This window comes from Sphingopyxis selenitireducens (assembly GCF_051550705.1).
In the GTDB taxonomy this organism is placed as follows: Bacteria; Pseudomonadota; Alphaproteobacteria; order Sphingomonadales; family Sphingomonadaceae; genus Sphingopyxis.
On sequence record NZ_JBPULG010000006.1, the window covers coordinates 458,339 to 478,077 of the forward strand.

Genomic DNA, 19,739 nt, shown 5'->3' on the forward strand with positions numbered 1-19,739 from the left:
GTGTGTCATTCTTCGTCCGCGATCCCGAATTGTCTCAACTGGGCCGGCGCCAATGAATTGGCACTGAACCCGCCCCGATGTCCGTCGATCATCTTGACGATGACATTGGCCGCGCTGGGCACTAGACGAAAGCCATGAGTGATTCCAGCCATCCCCCGCTCGCGCCCAAGCATTTGGGCCGATCCAGCGACCTTCCCGCCTCGCCCGAGGTCGCCGTCCTTGATTATGTACCCAATCCGCGGGCCGGCGAGCTGTATCTGGTACGCTTTGCAGCGCCCGAATTCACCTCGCTCTGCCCGGTAACCGGCCAGCCCGATTTTGCACATCTCGTCATCGATTATGCCCCCGGCAAAACGATCGTCGAATCGAAAAGCCTCAAGCTGTTCCTCGGCAGTTTCCGCAACCATGCGGGCTTTCATGAAGATTGCACGGTCGGCATCGGTCGCCGCCTGTTCGACGAGATGCAGCCGCGATGGCTGCGAATCGGCGGTTACTGGTATCCGCGCGGCGGCATACCGATCGACGTTTTCTGGCAGTCGGGCGCGCCGCCCGAGGCTTTGTGGCTTCCCGATCAGGGCGTCGCTTCCTATCGCGGGCGCGGATAAGGCGTGATTCCAACAAAATTTGTTGAATTTCATCTTTCCGTCATCATATGTTGACACTAGTGTCAACATTATGAGCAGCGTTTCCCTTCCGCACGACCATGCGATCGCCGTTGGCGCCGACCAGATCGATTTCATGGGGCATGTGAACAATGCCCATTATCTGAGCTGGGTGCAGGAAGCCGTGCTTGCCCACTGGCGCCACATCGCACCGCCCGACGCGGTCGCGGCACATCTGTGGGTCGCGTTGAAGCACGAGATCACCTATCGCCGCCCCGCCTTCCTCGACGATCAGGTCATCGCGACAGTGATCCTCGAAAAGGTGCAGGGCGCGCGCGCTTTTTACGAAACGATTATCCGGCGCGGCGAGGATGTACTGGCCGAGGTCAAATCGAGCTGGTGCTGCATCGACGCCGAAACATTGCGCCCTGCGCGGCTGGCCAGCGACGTGATCGCGCGCTTCTTCCCGGCCGAGAAGGTTTAGGCGACCGCGGCGCCCGCTTTGGGGTCGGAAACGGACGTTGATTCACCCTCAATTCGTCACCCCGGACTTGATCCGGGGTCCGTGACCTCAGCGTTGCTGTGGATCCCGGATCAAGTCCGGGATGACGAGGGGGCCGGGATGATGAGGGAGCAAAATCGACTTCGATAGAAAATGGTCGTCATGCCACCTCAAAACGGATCGGCAGGCGCTTCAGCCCCCCGACGAAGACCGATTCGACCCGCGCAGGTTCGCCGGCCAGCTCGATGCTCTTCAGGCGCGGCAGCAATTCCTCCATCAATATGCGCATCTCCATCCGCGCGAGATGCTGACCCAGGCACACATGCGCGCCGAAACCGAAGGCGATTTGCTGGTTCTTCTCGCGGTCGGGATCGAAGGCAAAGGGATCGGCGAACACCGCCTCGTCACGGTTGGCCGAGACATAGTTCAGCATCAGCCAGTCGCCTTCGCGAATCACCTGCCCGCCGATCTCGACATCGGCCTTGGCGCTGCGCATGAAATGCTGCACGGGGGTGGCCCAGCGGATCGCTTCCTCGATCAACCCCGACTTGTCGCTGTCGGCATCACGGAAACGCGCGAACAACTCGTGATTTTTCGCGAGCTCCATGATCGCGCCCGCGGTTGAGGCGCTTGTCGTGTCGTGCCCTGCGGTGGCGACGATCATGTAATAGCCCGACATTTCGCGATCGGGGATCTGTTCGCCATTGATCGTCGCATTGGCGATCACCGTTGCAATATCTTCGCGCGGGTTGGCGCGGCGGTCGGCGGTCAGTGCGGCGAAATATTGGGTGAAGTCGGCGATGACATAGTCGAGCATCGCGATCGCCTGTTCGGCGCTGGTGATCGCTTCGCGGCTGCGGTTGAGTTCGGGGTCGGTCGATCCGAAGAGTTGCTGCGTCAGCATCAGCATGCGTGGTTCGTCCTCAGGCGGCACCCCGAGGATATCCATGACGACGCGAAGCGGATAATGCGCCGCGACATCGCGGGCGAAATCGCATTCCCCGCCCAGCGACAGCATATGCTCGACCGTGTCGCGCGCAATTTGCCGGACGCGCTCTTCGACGATCTTCAGATTCTTCGGCATGAACCAGCTTTGGGTCAGCAGCCGGTACTTCATATGATCGGGTGCATCCATCTGGACCAGCGAGCGGATCAGATGGCCGTCGTTGTTCGGCGTCGCCGCGCGCGCCAGCGCCTCACCGTCGCGATTGGTCAGCACCGTCGGGCGGATGCCGTTGGCGAAATTCTGGGGATCGCGGCTGATGGCCATGATGTCGGCATGCCGCGTCACGAGCCAGAAGGGGTCGTGATCCGGATTCTCGGCGACCGCGAGCGGGGCGTTGGCGCGCGCCCAGGCCAAGTGTTCGTGCAGCGGATCCCAGTTGCCGTATGCGGCGGGATTGACGACGGCGGCGGCTACCTCTCCAGGCAATACAGGTTTTATCATGCAACGAAACTGCCGCAATTCGCGAGCGGAGTCGAGCCATCGGAAATGGCAGGTCAGCCGGCGGTCACCGGGTCTGGCAGCGCGGCCTGCCATTCGGCGCGGGCGCGTCGAATCATCGCCTTCAGTTCGTCGGCATGGCGTTGCCATGCAGCGGCGCAATCGGTGCTCCACGCCGCGCCGGCCGCGTGGCCCGTTTCGGCGACCGTCATGTCGATGAAGGCGTCATATTCGCCGATTGGCAGCGGGCCATAGCTGCGGTGGGTGAAGACAAGTTCGGTCACCAGCGGCCACACCCAGCCCTCTCCCTTCGCGAGGCCGAACATCATTTGCAGCGTTTCGTCGGTCATCCGCCGCGACGACGCATCGACGACCATGAAGCTCGCGCGGCGTTCGGGGAAGGCGGCAAAGAAGCGGTCGAACAAAGCGTGGCGAATGTCGATGCCGGCCTCGGCGACGGCCGTCAGGCTCGCCTCCATCAGCGCGGCATCGGCTTCGCTCACTTGAACAGGCTGCCCAAAATCCCGCGCATCAGCTGGCCGCCGAACTTGCCCGCAACCTGCCGGCCGAGGCTCGTCGCGGCGGATCGCGCCGCCGACTGCACCATCTTCTCGGTCATCGAGGGCTTGGCTGCCTCGCGCGCCGCCGCCTTTTCGAGCCGCAGACGCTCCTTCTCTTCGGCGACCTTCAGCTTGGCCTCTTCCTTGGCGGCGATCGCAGCCTGCTTGTCGGCCTCGACCTGCGCCTTGGCTTCGACGGCCGCGGCCTGCGCCTGCTCGGCCTTTGCGGCGAGCAACTCTTCGGCGCTTTCGCGGTTGACGGGGGTGTCATATTTGCCCTCGACGGGCGAGATCGATTTGATGATCGCGCGCTCCTTGGCGTCCAGCGGTCCGGCGCGCGAGCAAGGCGGCTTGATCAGCGTGCGCTCGACCGGCGACGGCGCCCCGTCGGCCATCAGCAGCGAGACGAGCGCCTCACCGACCTTGAGCTCGGTGATTTCGCGCGCCACATCGACTTTGGGGTTGGGACGGAAGGTCTCGGCGGCGGCCTTGACCGCCTTCTGGTCGCGTGGTGTGAAAGCGCGCAGCGCATGCTGAACGCGATTGCCCAGCTGGCCCGCGACGTCTTCGGGAATGTCGATCGGGTTTTGCGTAACGAAATAGACCCCGACACCCTTCGACCGAATGAGGCGCACCACCTGTTCGATCTTGTCGGTCAGCGCGGGCGGCGCATCGTCGAACAGCAGATGCGCTTCATCGAAGAAGAAGACGAGCTTCGGCTTGTCGGGATCGCCAACCTCGGGAAGCGTCTCGAACATTTCGGACAGCAGCCAGAGCAGGAAGGTCGCGTAAAGCTTCGGGCTCGCCATCAGCTTGTCGGCGGCGAGGATGTTCACATAGCCCCGCCCGCTTTCATCGGTGCGGATCATGTCCTGAATGTCGAGGGCGGGCTCGCCAAAGAAGTTGGCGCCACCCTGGCTTTCGAGTGTCAGCAACTGGCGCTGGATCGTCCCCACGGTCGCCTTCGACACATTGCCATATTTGGTCGTCAGTTCGTCCGCATTGCTTGCGCACCAGGCAAGCATCGCCTGCAGATCCCCAAGATCGAGAAGAAGCAAATTCTGTTCGTCAGCCACACGGAAGGCGATCGCGAGCACGCCTTCCTGCACCTCGTTGAGCCCCATCAGCCGCGCGAGGAGCAGCGGCCCCATTTCGGAGATCGTCGTGCGGACGGGGTGCCCCTGTTCGCCGAACAGGTCCCAGAAGATGACCGGATTGTCACGATAGGCCCAGTCGCTGTCGCCGATTTCGGCGGCGCGCGCGGCGAAAATCTCGTGCGTCTTCGCGGTCGGGCTGCCCGCCATTGCCATGCCGGCAAGGTCGCCCTTCACGTCGGCAACGAACACCGGGACCCCGACCGCCGAAAAGCCTTCGGCGAGGCCCTGGAGCGTCACCGTCTTGCCGGTGCCGGTCGCCCCGGCGATCAGCCCGTGACGGTTCGCGCGTTTCAGCACGAGCGATTGGCGCGGCCCCTCGGTTGCCCCGCCGCCGCCCAGACCGATATAAATCTCGCTTGCCGTGCTGACGTCGCTCACCCGCTATCCTCCGCTCTGAAACCTGTCCTCAAGGTCTAGAGCGGAGGGGCAGGAAATCAAGCGACCGCGCTCAACCCATGATGAAGGCGTTGAGCTTGTTGCCGTCGAGGTCGCGGAAATAGCCGGCGTAAAAACCTTCGCCGCGCGGTCCCGGAGGGCCTTCACACGTCCCGCCATGCGCAAGCGCGATGTCGTAAAGCCGCTGGACCTGTTCCTTGTCCTTTGCTGCGAGCGCGACCATCACGCCATTGCCGACGCTCGCTGCATTGCCATCGAACGGTTTCGTCAGCCCGATCCCCGCGCCGCCGTCAGCTTTGCCCCAGGCGATGAAGCCGTCATAGTCCATCATCCGCAGCACCCCTAGTTCGGCGGCGAGCGCATCATAGAAGGGCGCGGCCTTGGCCAGATCATTGGTGCCCAGCGTGACATATCCGATCATCCTGTTTCTCCCGACTCGTGTGGATGGAACATAATAGGAACAACGCGTGCCCAGCGCAAAGAAAAAGGCGCCGGACCCGATGGTCGCGGCGCCCCTTTCCAAGGCACGAAACGCAGGCGCTTATTTCTTGACGCGCACCGCGATGAAGGCCGACGGACCACCGCGGCGCAGGATTTCGAGCAGCACCGCATCACGGCCGGCCTTTTTGGCGTCGGTGACGATCTTCGCAAGCGCATCGCTCGACGTCACCGGCGTGCGGTTGGCGCTGAGAATCACGTCGCCGCGGCGCAGCCCCTTGCGACCCGCATCGCTGCTGGCCACAGCCGCACCGATCACCAGTCCCTTGGCCCCGGCATCGACACCGATCGAGCGCGCGATGTCCGAGGTCAGCGGCTGCACGACCAAGCCCAGCTCGTCCTGAAGAATCTTGTCCGCCGCGCCGGTCGGATCTTCCGGCATCGTCTGTTCTTCTTCGGGATCGAAGTTGTTGCCGGCCAGCTCTTCTTCGGGCGGACGCGTGCCGACCACGGCATAGAGCGTCATCGTCTTGCCGTCGCGGATCACCTCGAGCGGAATTCGCGAACCCGGTTTGGTGTTCGAGACGATGTACGACAGCGTCTGCTGCGGCGTGACATCCTTGCCATTGACCTTGGTCACGACGTCGCCGCGCTTCAGCCCGGCCTTTGCCGCCGCCTGATTATCCTCGACGCGCTGGACGAACTCGCCGCGATCCTTGGCGAGGCCAAGCGCCGCCGCCAGATCTTCATCGACCGGTGCAATACCGATGCCCAGATAGCCGCGCTGAATTTTCTCGCCGCTGCGCAGCGCCTCGATGACGGGGATCGCCGCGTCGGCGGGAATTGCAAAGTTGACGCCGATGTTCGCGCCGACGGGTGAGATCAGCATATTGTTGATGCCGACGACATTGCCCTGAAGATCGAAGAGCGGACCGCCCGAATTGCCGCGGTTGATCGCGGTATCGGTCTGAATATAGCGGTCGTAAGCGCCGCCCTGCCCCAGATTGCGCTGAACCGCAGAGATGATCCCTGCGGTCACCGTCGAGCCGAGGCCGAGCGGATTGCCGATCGCGACGACCCAGTCGCCGACGCGTGCGGTACTGCTGTCGGCGAATTTGACGAACGGCAGGCCCTTCGCGTCGATCTTGAGCAGCGCCAGATCCGATGCCGCATCGCGGCCGACGATCGTCGCGCGATATTCCTTCTGGTTGGTGAGCGTGACCGTAACCTGATTCACCGCCTCGCCGCGCGGACCGCCCGAGATGACGTGATTGTTGGTGACGATATAGCCGTCGGTCGAGATCAGAAAGCCCGATCCGCCGCCCTGCTGTTCCTGCGTGATCGGCTCACGCGTCCCGGCAAAGGGGTTCAGCCGGACGCCCAGCGTGACTTCCTGCTTGGTCGAAATATTGACCACGGCAGGCTGAAGCTGCTCGACCAGATCGGCAAAGCTTTCAGGCGCGCCAGAGCGCGGAACAACCTTGGCGATCTCGCTCTTCTCATTCTGCGCGACCTGCGCGCCGACCGGCGACTGGGTGACGAGCGCGAGTGCGGTGCCACCCACCAGCAAGGCCGAAGTGATGCCATAAACATAACGCACGATCGCAAATCCTTTTCTCTTACGAAAACCTCACGGCCCCGGCGGCGGTTTTCTGCTGGTCCGATGCTGAACGGCGATTGAACATGAACGGCGGCCGTCCAACTTGTTCATTCGCCGTTCGGTGGTCAATTGCCCTTGAAACGCTTCAGATACTCATTGTCGGCCGACATGATGATCGACGTTCCGCCCTGGTTATTCTCACCCAGGAAGGTCTGACGATAGCTCTGCATCGCGCGGTAGAAGTCATAGAAATCGGGGTCTTTACCGAAACTGGCGGCATAGATACGCGCCGCTTCGCCGTCGGCCCCGCCGCGGATGATCTGTGCTTCCTTCTGCCCTTCGGCGCGGATCGAGATGGCTTCCTGCTGGCGCGCGGTCCGCATGCGGTTGTACGCCGCCTCGAGCGTCGCGCCTTCGGGAAGGTCGGCGCGCTTGATCCGCACGTCGATGATCTCGGCACCATATTTTTGTGCCTCGCGGTTCAGCGCGATCTGGATATTGTCCATCACCGCGCCGCGTTCGGGCGACAGCAAAGTCGCAAAGGTGCGCTTGCCGAGTTCGTTGCGCAGCGACGAACCCAGGATCGTCGCAAGCTGGGCCTGCAACTTATCTTCGGTGCGGATCGCGGTGTACATGCGCACCGGATTGGTGATGCGGAAGCGCGCGAAGGCATCGACCTGCAAACGCTGCTGGTCGGTCGAGAGCACCTGCTGGCGCTCCATGTTCACGCCCAAGATGCGCTTGTCGATAAACTGGATATTATCGACGAAGGGCATGCGCATGACGAGCCCGGCGCCGGATTCGCCGAACTGCTCGCCCTTTTTGTACATGTTGACCGTGCCCTTGATCTCACCGAAGCGCAGGATCAGCGCCTGCTTGTCTTCGGGGACGATCGCGAGGGTTGACGAAAGGATGACGAGCAGCGCGACGAACGCGAAAAGCAGCCGCATCGGGTGGCGGATAAGCGACTGGAACATCACTGGCCTCCCTTCGTTGCTTCGGTGGGTGCGGCAACGCGCTTCTGCACTTCATTAAGCGGCAGATAGGGGGTCACCCCGCGCGCCTCGACGATCGTCTTGTCGACGTTCGACAATACATTCTCCATCGTTTCATAATAAAGCCGCTGCTTGGTCACGCCGGGCGCGAGCTTATATTGTTCGTAAATCTTGTCGAAGGCCGACGTGTCGCCGCGGGCGCGTTCGAGCACCTGCTGTTCATAGGCGCGCGCGAGGTTGATCGCCGATTCGCGTTCCTGACGCGCCGCAGTGACTTCCTTGAACGCTTCGTCGACCTGCTTGGGTGGATCGACCTGACGGATCGCGATGCCCTGAATCATCACGCCGGCGCGATACTGGTTGAGCAGTTCCTGCATCCGGGTCTGAACCTGTGCCTCGATCTCGACGCGGCCCGGGCCGATCGCCTGGACGAGGTCGAAGTTCGCCACCGTCGCGCGCATGGCGCTTTCGGCGACTTCGCGGATGGTTCCTTCGGGATCGGCGAGCTGGAAGAAGAACAACTCGGGATCGCGGACCGACCAGCGAACCTCATAGGCGAGATCGACGATGCTCTGGTCACGGGTCAGCACGAAATTCTCGTCGGTCGCATTGGGCGAGCCGATCGCCATGGTGCGGATGGCGCGAACGTCCTCAAGACGGATGCGCTCGAGCGGAGCGGGCAAGGTCAGTTTCACACCCGGGCCCACGGTACGCGAATAGCTGCCCAGGCGGGTGACGACGCCTTCCTTTTCAGGCGGCACGATGTGGAAAGACGAAAACAGCACCCAGATAACGACCGCCGCGAGGACGCCCCATTTCCAGAGCCGGGCCGATTCGGGAAGATTCAGTCCGTCACCGCCGCTGCCGCCCGAACCGCCGCCGCCGAAACCGCCGCGCCCTTTACGCAGCAACTCGTCGAGCGCCGAAGGGCCGCGCGGCTTGCGCCCGCGATTGATATCGATGGGATCGGGAGTCACCCACGGGTTGCGCGGACCGGGGCGCTTGTCGCCGCCGTCACCATCGCCGCCGCCCTGACCGCCGCCCTTGCCGGGGCCGCTGCCCCACGGGCTGTTCGCCATCGGACTCATCATCCCGAAAAATCGCCGCAATCCCCCCGGGGCGCGGCGTCCCATGCTGCCTTCACTTTTATTGCTCATGGATGCTTTTATAGGGTCGGCGAGCGCGATTAACAGGGGGGCACGCGAAAATGGCTGGCAATAGCCCCCGCGATGCCTATCTGCGCTGGGGATGACCAATATCAGCGCAGATATCGCCCGCCTGACCACCGCCGCCGCCGCGCTCAGCGACGGTCGCGCCTCGGGACTTCGCCTGCTCGACGACGCCGGCACGCTTGCCGTCATCCTCGACGTCACCGGCATCGCCGCTGAGGATCGGGGGCCGCTCGAAGACAAGCTGCGTGCCGGCCTGCTTGCCGAAAAGGGCGTCAGCGAAGTCCGCATCGCGATGACTGCCGAGAAGAAGACAATGACCCTCATTGCAGTGGGCAGCGGCAAGGGCGGGGTTGGCAAGTCGACCCTCGCCGCCAATCTGGCCGTTGCATTGCGGCGTCAGGGCGTGAAGGTCGGGCTGGTCGATGCCGATATTTATGGCCCCTCGCAGCCGAGGCTGATGGACAGCGAAGGCGTGAAGCCCGAAGCGCGCGGATCGAAACTCGCCCCCGTCCCCAATGCTTACGGCGTCCCGATGCTCTCGACGGGCCAGATTGCCGCGCCCGGACAGGCGATCGCATGGCGCGGCCCGATGGCGGGCAAGGCGCTCGAGCAGCTCGTCGATGCAAGCTGGGGTGACATCGACACGCTGGTCGTCGACCTGCCCCCCGGCACCGGCGACGTCCAGCTGACGATGATCCAGAAGCACAAGCCTGCTGGCGCGGTGATCGTATCGACCCCGCAGGACCTTGCGCTGATGGACGCGACGCGCGCGATCAGCCTGTTCGATCAGGCCGGTGTGCCGATCATCGGCCTCGTCGAGAATATGGCGGGCTATGCCTGCCCGCATTGCGGCGAGGTCAGCGACCCGTTCGGGAGCGGCGGCGCCGAGGCGGCGGCAAAGACGATGAAGCTCGACTTCCTTGGCCGCGTCCCGCTGTCGATGGGTATCCGTCTCGCGAGCGATGGCGGCGTACCGCCCGCCGCCGGAACCGACCCGGCGGGCGAGCCGTTTCATGCCATAGCGGCGAAGGTCGCCGACTGGCTCAAGGTACGCAAACAGGGGAAATAGCATGGCGATCAACGACGAAGGCGAGATCCGCGATCTGCTGGGAAGCCCGCGCCGCATCGCCGTCATCGGCGCTTCGCCCAATCCGGCCCGCGCCTCGAACGAGGTACTCGGCTTCCTCGTCGCCCAAGGCCATGACGTGATCGCGGTCAACCCCGGCCACGCCGGCAAGACGATCCACGGCGCGCCCGTCGTCGCGACCCTCGCGGATGTCGAGCCGCCCGCCGAACTGGTCGATATTTTCCGCAACAGCGACGATGCCGCCGCCGCAGTCGACGAAGCGATCGTTCATGGCGCCAAGGCGGTGTGGATGCAGATGGGTGTCATCAACGACGCCGCCGCGAAGCGCGCCGATGCGGCCGGGTTGATGGTCGTCATGGACCGCTGTCCGATGGTCGAAATTCCGCGGCTGGGATTGCTCCGGTGAAAACCGCCCTCGCCCTGCTTGCCGCGACAATGCTCGCGGGCTGCGCTGCCACGCCCGCCGCCGCCAACCCGCAGGACGCCTTTTTCGCTGCGCTATCGGCGCGTTGCGGGCAGGCCTATACCGGCACCCTCGCGAGCGATCAGGAAGCCGACGCCGAGATGCGCGGCAAGGCGATGGTGATGCACATCCGCCATTGCACCGCCGACCGCATCGAAATCCCCTTTCACATCGACGGGCTCGGCCCCGATGGGGGCTGGGACCGATCGCGCACCTGGATCATCACCCGGACGCCAACCGGGTTGCGGTTGAAGCACGATCATCGCCACGCCGACGGCAGCGCCGATGCGGTGACGCTTTATGGCGGCGATACCGCTGAAGCGGGCAGCGCCACCCGCCAGAGCTTTCCCGTCGATGCCGAATCGATCGCGATGTTCACCGCGACAGGGCGCAGCGTTTCCAACAGCAATATCTGGTCGGTCGAAACCACCGCCGACAGCTTCACCTATGGCCTGAACCGCGAAGGCCGGCACTTCCGCGTCGCCTTCGACTATGGCCATCCGGTCGCACCACCGCCCGCGCCATGGGGGTGGTAACGAAACCCTTCGTTCCCCGCGTGCGCTAGCACGGGGCCAACGGGAGAAGAGACATGCGCTTCCAGACTCTGATACTGTTTCCCCTGCTCGCACTCGGTGGGTGCAGCGACAAGGCAACCGATCCGCGCGGTGTCGACTATGACGAAACCCTGCTGTCGGTATCCGCCACGGGCCGGTCCGAAACAAAACCCGACGAAGCGCGCTTTACAGCGGGGGTCAGCACAATCGCCCAATCGGGCGAGGATGCGACGCGGCGCAATAATGAAACCATGGCCAAGGTGACGGAGGCTCTGAAAGCATTTGGCGTCGCCGACAAGGACCTCCAGACCCGGCAATTAACGGTGAACCGGATCGACTGGGGTGCCAACAAGGGCAAGTTTGAGGCGGTGAACCAGGTCGAAGTGCGGGTACGCGCGATCGACAAGGCAGGCGAAGCCGTCGGGGCGACAACGCAGGCCGGGGCGAATATCCTGTCGGGGCCGACGCTTCGCGTGTCTGATCGTGAAGCCGCGACAAAATCGGCCTATGCCGCCGCCTATCGCGCCGCGCGAGCGCGCGCCGACGCTTATGCCGGGGCAGCAGGGCTCAAGATCGATCGCATCCTGATCATCCGCGATGGCGGCGACACCCCGCCCCCGATGCCCTATTATGCCGAGGCGGACGCCGCCAATGCCACCGTGCAACAATCGGCGACGGCACCCTTCAATCCGGGGGTCAGCGAATCGCAGGTATCGGTGCGCGTCGATTTCGCGTTGTCGAAGACATAGGGGCAACTCAATCCATCCACGCGAACGGGCGATTTTCTTTGCGCCGATTCGTCCCGCTGACTATCAGCAGCCCGCATGGCGGGCATTCGCGACACTGTGGGGAGAAGCAAATCGCGCCTGCCGCATGTCAGCCGCCGTTCCCTGTTGGTGGGCGCAACGGCCGCCGGCGGCCTTGCGCTGGCATGGAGCGTATGGCCGCGCGACTATCGGCCCAATCTGACCGCCGCGTCCGACGAGCATATTTTCAACGCCTTTCTGAAAATCGGTGACGACGGCCATATCAGCGTGATCGTCCCGCAATGCGAAATGGGTCAGGGCGTCACGACGTTATTGCCCCAGATCATGGCCGATGAACTCGGCGCCGACTGGCGGACGATCGCGGTCGAAACCGCGCCGATCAGCCCGCTCTATACCAACATCTTGCTCGTCGACGCGGATAGCGCGACCTTCACCCCGCGCAGCGGCGTCCCCGATTTTGTGTCGGACGTGCGCGGCTGGGCGCGACGCGAATGGGCGATACGCAATGCGGTGATGCTCACCGCGAACGGTTCGTCGGTGCAGATGTTCGAAGAGCCATGCCGTGCCGCGGCCGCCCAGGCGCGCGCCTTGTTGATGATGGCGGCGGCCAGACGCTGGGACGCCAATTGGGAAGACTGCGACACGCAGGATGGTTTCGTCACCTTCGGCGCCAAAAAGCTGCGCTTCGCCGACGTTGCGGCGGCGGCGGCATTGCTGGAACCGCCCGCCGAGCCCGTCTATCGATCGAACAGCGCCGACCCGCTTTACGGCAAGGAACTGACGCGGCTCGACCTCCCGGCCAAGATCGACGGGTCGGCCAATTATGCCGGCGACATCCGCCTTCCCGACATGGTCTTCGCCGCGATCCGCCAGGGCCCACTCGGCGCAACGCGACTGAAGAGCATCGACAGCAAGGCCGGAATGCAATCCCCCGGCCTGCTGCACGTCGTCCGGCACGAACGCTGGGTAGCGACGGTCGCGCGCAACTGGTGGGCGGCGAACCGCGCGCTCGACCGCTTCGCGCCCGTTTTCGAAACCGCGGGCGCGCCGATTTCCAGCGACAGCATCGACAAGGCGCTCAAGGCCGCGCTGAAGGAAGATGGCTGGCGCATCGTCAGCGAAGGCGATGTCGCCGATGCGATGGAAGGGCGCACGAAGATCGCGGCCGAATATGCCGTCGCCCCCGCACTTCATGCACCGATCGAAACACGCACGGCCACCGCCGCGCTCGATGGCGATCGCGTCCGGGTCTGGGTCGCAACGCAAGCCCCCGCGCAGTGCCGCGCCGCGATCGCGCGCGCGACCGGACTGTCCGAATCGATGGTGACTTTGTTCCCGATGATGGCGGGCGGCTCGTTCGACGCGTGCCTCGACCACAGCGTTGCCGTGCAGGCGGCGATCATTGCGCGGCAGGTGAAGCGCCCCGTCCAGCTCGCATGGTCACGCGCCGAAGAAATTATGCGCGACCTGCCCCGCGCCCCGGCACGCGCGCGGATGACCGCGACGCTCTACGCGGCGGGCGGGATTGATGCGCTGGTCGCGCGCATCGCCGTGCCATCGACCAATCATGAGTTTCGCGACCGTCTTTTCGACAACACGCCCGCCGATGTCGCCCAGCGCGCCGCGGCGGGCAAGGCCGACGCCGCCGCAGTCGAGGGCGCAGCGAATAACTACGCCATACCGCATGTCGCGGTCGATCATTGTCCGGCCGACATCGGCCTGCCGACGGCCCGCTGGCGCGGCAATGCCGACAGCTATACCGCCTTTTTCACCGAATGCTTCGTCGACGAAATGGCGGCGCGCGCCGGATCCGACGCATTATCCTATCGCATGGCGATGCTCGGCAAGGCGCCTTTGCTCGCGCGCTGCCTGCTCACCGCGACCAGCCTCGGCGGCTGGGAGGGCGGGTTGTCGGGCACCGCACAGGGACTCGCCTGCCACTCGATGCGCGGCAGCCATATCGCGCTGATGGCAACGGCGCGGCAGAGCGACAAGGGGCTACAGGTTGAACAGCTTGTCGCGGTCGTCGATGCCGGACGCCTCGTGAATCCCGCGATCGCGCGGCAACAGATCGAAGGCGGGCTGATCTTTGGCCTGGCCGCCGCAGTCGGCGCAACGACCGATTATGAAGGCGGCGTAGCAACCGCCCGCAAGCTTGGACAACTCGGGCTGCCGCGCCTTTCGCAATCCCCGCAGATCCTGATCGAATTTATCGACAGCGACCGCGATCCCGGCGCAATCGGCGAGATCGGGGTGCCCGTCGTCGCGCCCGCAATCGCCAATGCGATGTTTGCCGCGACCGGCCGCCGCATCCGCCGCATCCCGCTATCCGGACATCCGCTATGACCCTCCCTCCCCCCTCGCATCCGCCGGTGGCGACGCCGCACATCGGCGTACTGCTCGTCAATCTGGGCACCCCCGACGCGCCCGATGCGCGGTCGGTGCGTAAATATCTCGCCGAATTTCTGTCCGATCGCCGCGTCGTCGAAATCCCGCGAATCCTGTGGCAGCCGATATTGCGCGGGATCATCCTGACCACCCGGCCGAAAAAATCGGCGCACGCCTATCAGCAAGTCTGGACCGAGGCCGGATCGCCGCTCGCGGTCATCACCCGCGCCCAGGCCGACGCGTTGCAAGCGGCATTCGGCGATGGCGTGATGGTCGCGCATGCGATGCGCTATGGCGAGCCCGCGATCGGCCGGACACTCGACGCGATGATCGCAGCAGGATGCCAGCGCATCCTCGTCGCGCCGCTTTATCCGCAATATTGCGGCGCAACGACCGCGACCGTTGTCGATGCGGTGAACACCCATTTCGCATCGCTGCGCTGGCAACCGGCGCTACGTTCCGTGCCGCCCTATCATGACGATGCCGCCTATATCGGCGCATTGAAGACATCGATCGAAACGAGCCTCGCCGCGCTCGATTTCATCCCCGACATATTGCTCGCCAGCTTTCACGGCATGCCCGAACGCACGCTACATCTTGGCGATCCCTATCATTGCCAGTGCCGCAAGACGGCCCGCCTGCTCGCCGACGCGCTCGGACGGCCGGTCGAGGTCGCCTTCCAGTCACGCTTTGGACGCGCCAAATGGCTCGAGCCTGCGACCGACAATGTGCTGGCGGACCTTGGCAGGACAGGCAAAAGCGTCGCGATCTTCGCGCCGGGCTTTGCCGCCGACTGCCTCGAAACGCTTGAGGAACTGGCGATTCGCGGCAAGGAACAATATGCTGGCGCGGGCGGCACCCGGTTCGCCTATTTGCCCTGCCTGAACGACAGCACGCCGGGCCAAGCGATGATCGAAACGCTGATCCGCCGCGAACTGGGCGGATGGCTTTGATCCCCCGGCGGTTACGTCCTGTTTAGGAGCTTTGTTTAGACTGTCCGCGCGCGGGTATGCCAAGGGGCGCCCGCAAGGTGGAGGAGTCGCAATGAGCCAGATCCAGTCGGCAGCCCTGTCGCTCGCCGGGGTGACGCTCGCCTTCCTGCTTGTCGTCTTTCTGGTGGCGCGATGGCGCCGCAATGCCAGCCAGCCCAAGCGCCCCGGCACATCCCGCCTGCCTCGCGAAATCGGCCTGCCGCGCCGGAATCGCGCAATGGAAGCACCGGTGGAAATCTCACCCGCACGCCTTGCCCGTATCAGCGGCAAAGCGCCGCTCCCCAGCCCCACCGAAGCCGCGCCCGGAGCTGACGCCGACCTCCTCGTCGCCGAACGACCCCAACCGAGCGCGCCGCGTGAGGCCTCGCAGGCCGATGTCGAGCACATGCTCGAAGCGATCGTCACACAGGTCGAGGAAGAGGCTGGCCGGATCGAGCCCGGCGATACGGGGACGGTCGCGGTTCGACTCGTTCTGCAAGTTCCGCCGCGCAATGCTGCACATCCGACAAGCTGGCTCGGCGGGCGCCCGCGCCTCGACCACGGCACGACCTGGCCCGAGATTCGCGAAATTCCGGCGGCCTTTATCGCCCAGATCAGCTTCGGCGACCTGCCCCGCGATCTGTGGGATGGTCTGGGCCCGCGTGACGGTGCTTTTGCCGTCTTCACCCACCCACGCGACGGCGATATGGCGATCATCCCTGTCGCCGATCCGGGCGAGCCCATCGATCCGCCGCGCGCGCAGGACGATGCCGAACAATGGTTCACCCCGCGCGATGCCCTGCATTTCGGCGATCTCAAGCCTTTCTGCCGATCGGGCACCCCCGCATGGCCGGTCGATCTGATCGCGGTACGCCCCGGCGACAGCGACCCGGTCGAGACCGGGACCACGAACGATGCCCCCGGCGACCGCTTCTACCGCGCCGGCTTTGACATCGCCGACCCCGCTTTCCATCCCTTTGACTGGGACCTGATGGTCGCGCTGGCCGAGATACTGGCCATGCGCATCGAACGCTTCTGGCGCTACGTCGATGGCCCGTCGCCGCTCGCTACACAGGTCGCGCATGTCGAAGGCCGCCTCGCCGCGCTCGATGCCGGCGGCAACGATCCGGCGGCCCGCGAAGAACTCGAAAATATGCGCGCTTCGCTCGGCGAACTCGTCGACGCAACCGACGCCGCGGCGGCGACAAACCGCGACGCCCGTATCCGCGCCGAGGAAATTATCGCGATCATCCGCGACAGTGCGCACAAGGCCGCCTTCTCGACCGGCGACGCGGCTGCGGTCATGGAGGCGATCCGCGCAATCTGCTGGACAAAGATTCATCGGCACCCCGATCCCGAAGGCCGCCCCGGTGCCGAGCGGATCGAAAGCCAGACCCTTGCATTAACTCAGCATCATCCCGGTGCCCCGTTGTGGGTCCATGACTATTTCAGTGTCTGGTTCGACCATGCGCGGCGCGCCTATACCACCGATCCGGACGCGCTTTCCGACGCTGTACGCGCGATCATCGACCCATGGTGCCGTGAGCTCGCCGCGCATGAGGCAGGCAGCATCGGCAATCCACCAGACACCCACCCGGAGGCGAACGCGACTTTGCTCGACCTGCCGTCGAGCACGCTCATGGGATGGGTCTTCGGCAACGAACATCGCCTTGTCCTCGCGCTGCGCAAGGCGGATCTCGCGATGGGCCGTTTCGACCGGCCTGTCGCCCAGCCCGGCTTTTGATCCGAGCTGCCTGAATAGCTTTGCGATTGACGTTCCGGTCAACTTGCGGCTCCCGGCGACGCACCCTAGTCTGAACGCGAAAACTCTGTGGGAGAGCTTAATTTATGACACGCGTTGCAATCGTTACTGGCGGAACTCGCGGCATCGGGGAGGCAATCAGCCTCAAATTGCAGGAAGCCGGAATCACCGTCGTCGCCAATTATGGCGGCAATGACGACAAGGCGCGGGCCTTCACCGAACGCACCGGCATCGCCGCCTATAAGTGGGACGTGGGCGACCACGCGGCCTGCATCGAAGGCTGCGCACGCGTCGCCGCCGAAGTCGGCGAAGTTGACATTGTGGTCAACAACGCCGGCATAACCCGCGACGGCACCCTCTCCCGCATGAGCTATGACGATTGGCACGATGTGATGCGTATCAATCTGGGAGGCTGCTTCAACATGGCAAAAGCAACCTTCGGCGGCATGGTCGAGCGCGGCTGGGGCCGGATCGTCAATATCGGGTCAATCAACGGTCAGGCGGGCCAATATGGTCAGGTCAATTACGCCGCCGCCAAGTCGGGAATTCACGGCTTTACCAAGGCGCTGGCACAGGAAGGCGCCAAAAAGGGCGTGACAGTCAACGCGATCGCGCCGGGCTATATCGACACCGACATGGTCGCCGCAGTGCCCCCGCAGGTCCTCGAGAAGATCGTGGCGAAGATTCCGGTCGGGCGCTTGGGTCAGGCCGACGAAATCGCGCGCGGCGTCGCATTTTTGTGCAGCGAGAATGCAGGATTTGTTACCGGATCGACGATGTCGATCAACGGCGGACAGCATATGTATTGACGGTGTCGACGGCGCCCTTCCGCGTGGAAGGGCGCCTCCTTTGCCTTCACTCGATCGTGTAGCCGACGACCCTCCAGCTTTCATTTTCGCGGGCAAGCGAGAGGGTTTCGATCGCATCGGCCTTGTGCGCAAAACTGGTTCTGAATTTCACGACCTGATAGCCATAGGGCGGCGCGGGGACATTTTCTTCGCCGATCAGCGCGCGTGATACGACCGCGCCGAGCGGGGTGCGGACCGACTGCGACACCTCCGCCCAAGTGTCGCTCGTGTTGAGCGACTTGAACGACTGACCGGTCGCATTCCAGCTTCCGTCCCAGTCCCCGGCATCGACGAGGGCGAACCACGAACGCACTGACCGGACTGTCGCGGTTTCGGCCGCAGGTACCGCAGACTGCGGCGCGGTGGGCGCTTGCCCGGTCCCGGACAGGGATGAAAGGGCGAGCAAGGCAAGACTGAACGACATAAAAACTCCTCCGACGATCCAGCCGTAGCGGCGCAACAGGCGCGGCGCTGGAGCTGGTGCCTGAAGCTCTTTCATGCCGATAGCGGCCTCAGCATCCCCCAAAGGCGTGGGCCCCAGAAATTCGGGGTTCGGATATTCGATCTCGCGCAGCTGCCGGGCCGCCTCGCGGCTGCTCGAAACCGCCATCTTGCGCCGCGCGTCGCGAAGCCGCTCATTGATGGTGTGAACCGAACGCCCCAGATGCCGGGCCATGGATTTCGCATCATAGCCCTGAACCAACAGGCGCAGCGCTTCCTTTTCCTTTTCGGTGAGGGCCTGAAATCCTTGTGTCATTACCTTCTCGCACCCGATCTTCTCGCCTGTTTACGGATGAGAAAAATTGCGATCTACCCCAAATAAATCGTACCTCCATTGCCATCGCAGGCCGTAGACTGTCCCGATGCCGTCAATCTATCATCCCCCGATAAAACGATCGGTGACGATCGCGGGCCATCCGACATCGATCAGCCTGGAACCGATGTTCTGGGCCGCGCTGGAGGCCGAAGCGGCGCGGCAGGCACTGCCGGTCAACGCCCTCGTCGCACGGATCGACGTCGAGCGGATGGAGGCGGATGATCCACCGAACCTGACCTCGGCGATCAGGCAGTGGTTGTGGCGGAGCCGCGGCGACTAGATGGCAGCATAAACCGCATGGCCGAACGCTGCACCCTTGTCGGGCGCGTGATGCAGGAACAATGACGGCTCGATCAGTTCGAGTTCCATGATGTGGAGTTTGCCCGCCGCGTCGCCGACCATGTCGACGCGCGCATAGACGGGCGGCGCCGGGGCGGCCGCGAGGGCCGCCGTCGCCAGCTGACGCGCGGCCTCGTTCGCGTCCCATGCCGTCTCGCGCCCACCATATTGTTCCTGCACGCGAAAATCGCCCGACGCGGGACGCTTGACGATCGCGTGGCTGAACTTGTCGGCGAAGAAAAAGAGCGAATATTCGCCCTCGGTCAAAATGCCCGGCATCAGCGGCTGTACGAGTCGTCGCTGGCCTTGCGCGTCGGTGGGAATCGCGTCGCCCCCCGCGATACGATGCGTACCGTCGGCGCCGCCCGAAATGGCGGGTTTGATGACGACCTCTTCGGCGCCGAGCTGCGCCCGCGCTGCCGCCAGAGCCGTATCGTCGAGCGTGGCGATTTCGACCGTCGGCACGACCGCAACCCCCTTGGCGCCAAGTTCCGCAAGATATGCCTTGTCGCTGTTCCACCGCAGCACCGGCACCGGATTGGCGACAGGCAAGGCCTCTGCCTCCAGCCGGTCGAGCAGCGCGTACCAGCGCGAAACATCGCGCTGATAGCCCCATGCGAAAAGCGGGAGGATCAGGTCATAACCCATAAGGTCGCCGGGGTCGGTCCACGGCCTTTGTTCGACGACCAAACCGGCCGCGGTCAGCGCGGCCGCCTTGCGCGCGAAGGCGGGTTGCCACTTCTCGAAATAGTCAGGCGCGGGGACGAGAATCGCGACGCGAGGTTGAAACGGCATGGACTTTGATCGCTTTCCTTAAATGGTCATTGCGAGGAGCCAAGGGCGACGCGGCAATCCCCGACTATCGATCTGGCTCAAG

At 64.2% G+C, this 19,739-nt stretch carries 20 protein-coding genes; 11 read left to right on the forward strand and 9 right to left on the reverse strand.

The features are described from left to right. The first annotated feature begins 134 nt into the window (after window positions 1–134). Together queF and ACSYDV_RS20815 are read left to right on the forward strand one after the other, a co-directional pair. Window positions 135–605 (forward strand): preQ(1) synthase, encoded by a 471-nt coding sequence (gene queF / locus ACSYDV_RS20810; protein WP_438325938.1) that lies wholly within the window; start codon window positions 135–137, stop codon window positions 603–605. A 70-nt stretch (window positions 606–675) separates the two neighbouring features. Further along, window positions 676–1,086, forward strand: coding sequence for an acyl-CoA thioesterase (locus ACSYDV_RS20815; RefSeq protein ID WP_438325940.1), 411 nt, complete (start codon window positions 676–678; stop codon window positions 1,084–1,086). A 178-nt stretch (window positions 1,087–1,264) separates the two neighbouring features. Here ACSYDV_RS20815 and ACSYDV_RS20820 read toward each other — a convergent pair whose 3' ends face one another. The 7 genes from ACSYDV_RS20820 to hflK form a co-directional block, all read right to left on the reverse strand. Next, window positions 1,265–2,551: a cytochrome P450 gene (locus ACSYDV_RS20820; protein WP_438325941.1), complete on the reverse strand. Its 1,287-nt coding sequence runs from the start codon at window positions 2,549–2,551 to the stop codon at window positions 1,265–1,267. A 53-nt stretch (window positions 2,552–2,604) separates the two neighbouring features. After that, a complete protein-coding gene (locus ACSYDV_RS20825) occupies window positions 2,605–3,051 on the reverse strand; it encodes a hypothetical protein (RefSeq protein ID WP_438325943.1) in 447 nt (148 codons plus the stop codon). Then, a complete protein-coding gene (locus ACSYDV_RS20830) occupies window positions 3,048–4,643 on the reverse strand; it encodes a helicase HerA-like domain-containing protein (RefSeq protein WP_438325944.1) in 1,596 nt (531 codons plus the stop codon). The genes ACSYDV_RS20825 and ACSYDV_RS20830 overlap by 4 nt, the downstream gene beginning before the upstream one ends. A gap of 70 nt (window positions 4,644–4,713) precedes the next feature. Continuing rightward, window positions 4,714–5,082, reverse strand: a complete 369-nt coding sequence (locus tag ACSYDV_RS20835) for a VOC family protein (RefSeq protein ID WP_438325946.1) — start codon at window positions 5,080–5,082, stop codon at window positions 4,714–4,716. Window positions 5,083–5,202: 120 nt separating this feature from the next. Then, complete coding sequence (locus ACSYDV_RS20840; RefSeq protein WP_438325947.1) at window positions 5,203–6,699, reverse strand: trypsin-like peptidase domain-containing protein; 1,497 nt, start codon at window positions 6,697–6,699, stop codon at window positions 5,203–5,205. 125 nt (window positions 6,700–6,824) lie between these two features. Continuing rightward, window positions 6,825–7,676, reverse strand: a complete 852-nt coding sequence (gene hflC / locus ACSYDV_RS20845; RefSeq protein ID WP_438325948.1) for a protease modulator HflC — start codon at window positions 7,674–7,676, stop codon at window positions 6,825–6,827. Then, a complete protein-coding gene (gene hflK, locus ACSYDV_RS20850; protein ID WP_438325950.1) occupies window positions 7,676–8,851 on the reverse strand; it encodes a protease modulator HflK in 1,176 nt (391 codons plus the stop codon). Before hflK ends, hflC begins: the two co-directional genes overlap by 1 nt. Before the next feature lie 91 nt (window positions 8,852–8,942). Between hflK and ACSYDV_RS20855 the strand changes: the two genes are divergently transcribed. The 8 genes from ACSYDV_RS20855 to phbB all read left to right on the forward strand — a co-directional run bounded on the left by ACSYDV_RS20855 (window position 8,943) and on the right by phbB (window position 17,667). After that, window positions 8,943–9,935: an Mrp/NBP35 family ATP-binding protein gene (locus ACSYDV_RS20855; RefSeq protein WP_438325952.1), complete on the forward strand. Its 993-nt coding sequence runs from the start codon at window positions 8,943–8,945 to the stop codon at window positions 9,933–9,935. 1 nt (window position 9,936) lies between these two features. Next, the gene (locus ACSYDV_RS20860) at window positions 9,937–10,359 is read left to right on the forward strand and encodes a CoA-binding protein (RefSeq protein ID WP_438325953.1); all 423 of its coding nucleotides are present in this window, start codon (window positions 9,937–9,939) and stop codon (window positions 10,357–10,359) included. Beyond that, a complete protein-coding gene (locus ACSYDV_RS20865) occupies window positions 10,356–10,952 on the forward strand; it encodes a hypothetical protein (protein WP_438325954.1) in 597 nt (198 codons plus the stop codon). Before ACSYDV_RS20860 ends, ACSYDV_RS20865 begins: the two co-directional genes overlap by 4 nt. Before the next feature lie 53 nt (window positions 10,953–11,005). Then, the gene (locus ACSYDV_RS20870) at window positions 11,006–11,719 is read left to right on the forward strand and encodes an SIMPL domain-containing protein (protein ID WP_438325955.1); all 714 of its coding nucleotides are present in this window, start codon (window positions 11,006–11,008) and stop codon (window positions 11,717–11,719) included. Window positions 11,720–11,794: 75 nt separating this feature from the next. After that, entirely contained in the window at window positions 11,795–14,083 is a 2,289-nt protein-coding gene (locus tag ACSYDV_RS20875) for a xanthine dehydrogenase family protein molybdopterin-binding subunit (protein WP_438325956.1), read from the forward strand. Then, on the forward strand, window positions 14,080–15,078 hold the full coding sequence (gene hemH, locus ACSYDV_RS20880; RefSeq protein ID WP_438325958.1) for a ferrochelatase: 999 nt from the start codon (window positions 14,080–14,082) through the stop codon (window positions 15,076–15,078). Before ACSYDV_RS20875 ends, hemH begins: the two co-directional genes overlap by 4 nt. A gap of 91 nt (window positions 15,079–15,169) precedes the next feature. After that, window positions 15,170–16,840: a DUF1963 domain-containing protein gene (locus ACSYDV_RS20885; protein ID WP_438325959.1), complete on the forward strand. Its 1,671-nt coding sequence runs from the start codon at window positions 15,170–15,172 to the stop codon at window positions 16,838–16,840. A gap of 104 nt (window positions 16,841–16,944) precedes the next feature. After that, entirely contained in the window at window positions 16,945–17,667 is a 723-nt protein-coding gene (gene phbB / locus ACSYDV_RS20890; protein ID WP_438325960.1) for an acetoacetyl-CoA reductase, read from the forward strand. Window positions 17,668–17,713: 46 nt separating this feature from the next. On the opposite strand, the gene ACSYDV_RS20895 is transcribed toward phbB, so the two are convergent. Beyond that, window positions 17,714–18,463 carry a helix-turn-helix domain-containing protein gene (locus tag ACSYDV_RS20895; protein WP_438325962.1) on the reverse strand — a complete coding sequence of 250 codons (750 nt, stop codon included), beginning with the start codon at window positions 18,461–18,463 and terminating at the stop codon, window positions 17,714–17,716. Window positions 18,464–18,569: 106 nt separating this feature from the next. Between ACSYDV_RS20895 and ACSYDV_RS20900 the strand changes: the two genes are divergently transcribed. Next, window positions 18,570–18,803 carry a ribbon-helix-helix domain-containing protein gene (locus ACSYDV_RS20900; RefSeq protein ID WP_438325963.1) on the forward strand — a complete coding sequence of 78 codons (234 nt, stop codon included), beginning with the start codon at window positions 18,570–18,572 and terminating at the stop codon, window positions 18,801–18,803. Here ACSYDV_RS20900 and ACSYDV_RS20905 read toward each other — a convergent pair. Then, the gene (locus ACSYDV_RS20905) at window positions 18,800–19,657 is read right to left on the reverse strand and encodes an ATP-grasp domain-containing protein (protein WP_438325965.1); all 858 of its coding nucleotides are present in this window, start codon (window positions 19,655–19,657) and stop codon (window positions 18,800–18,802) included. The genes ACSYDV_RS20900 and ACSYDV_RS20905 overlap by 4 nt on opposite strands. Window positions 19,658–19,739 lie beyond the last annotated feature (82 nt).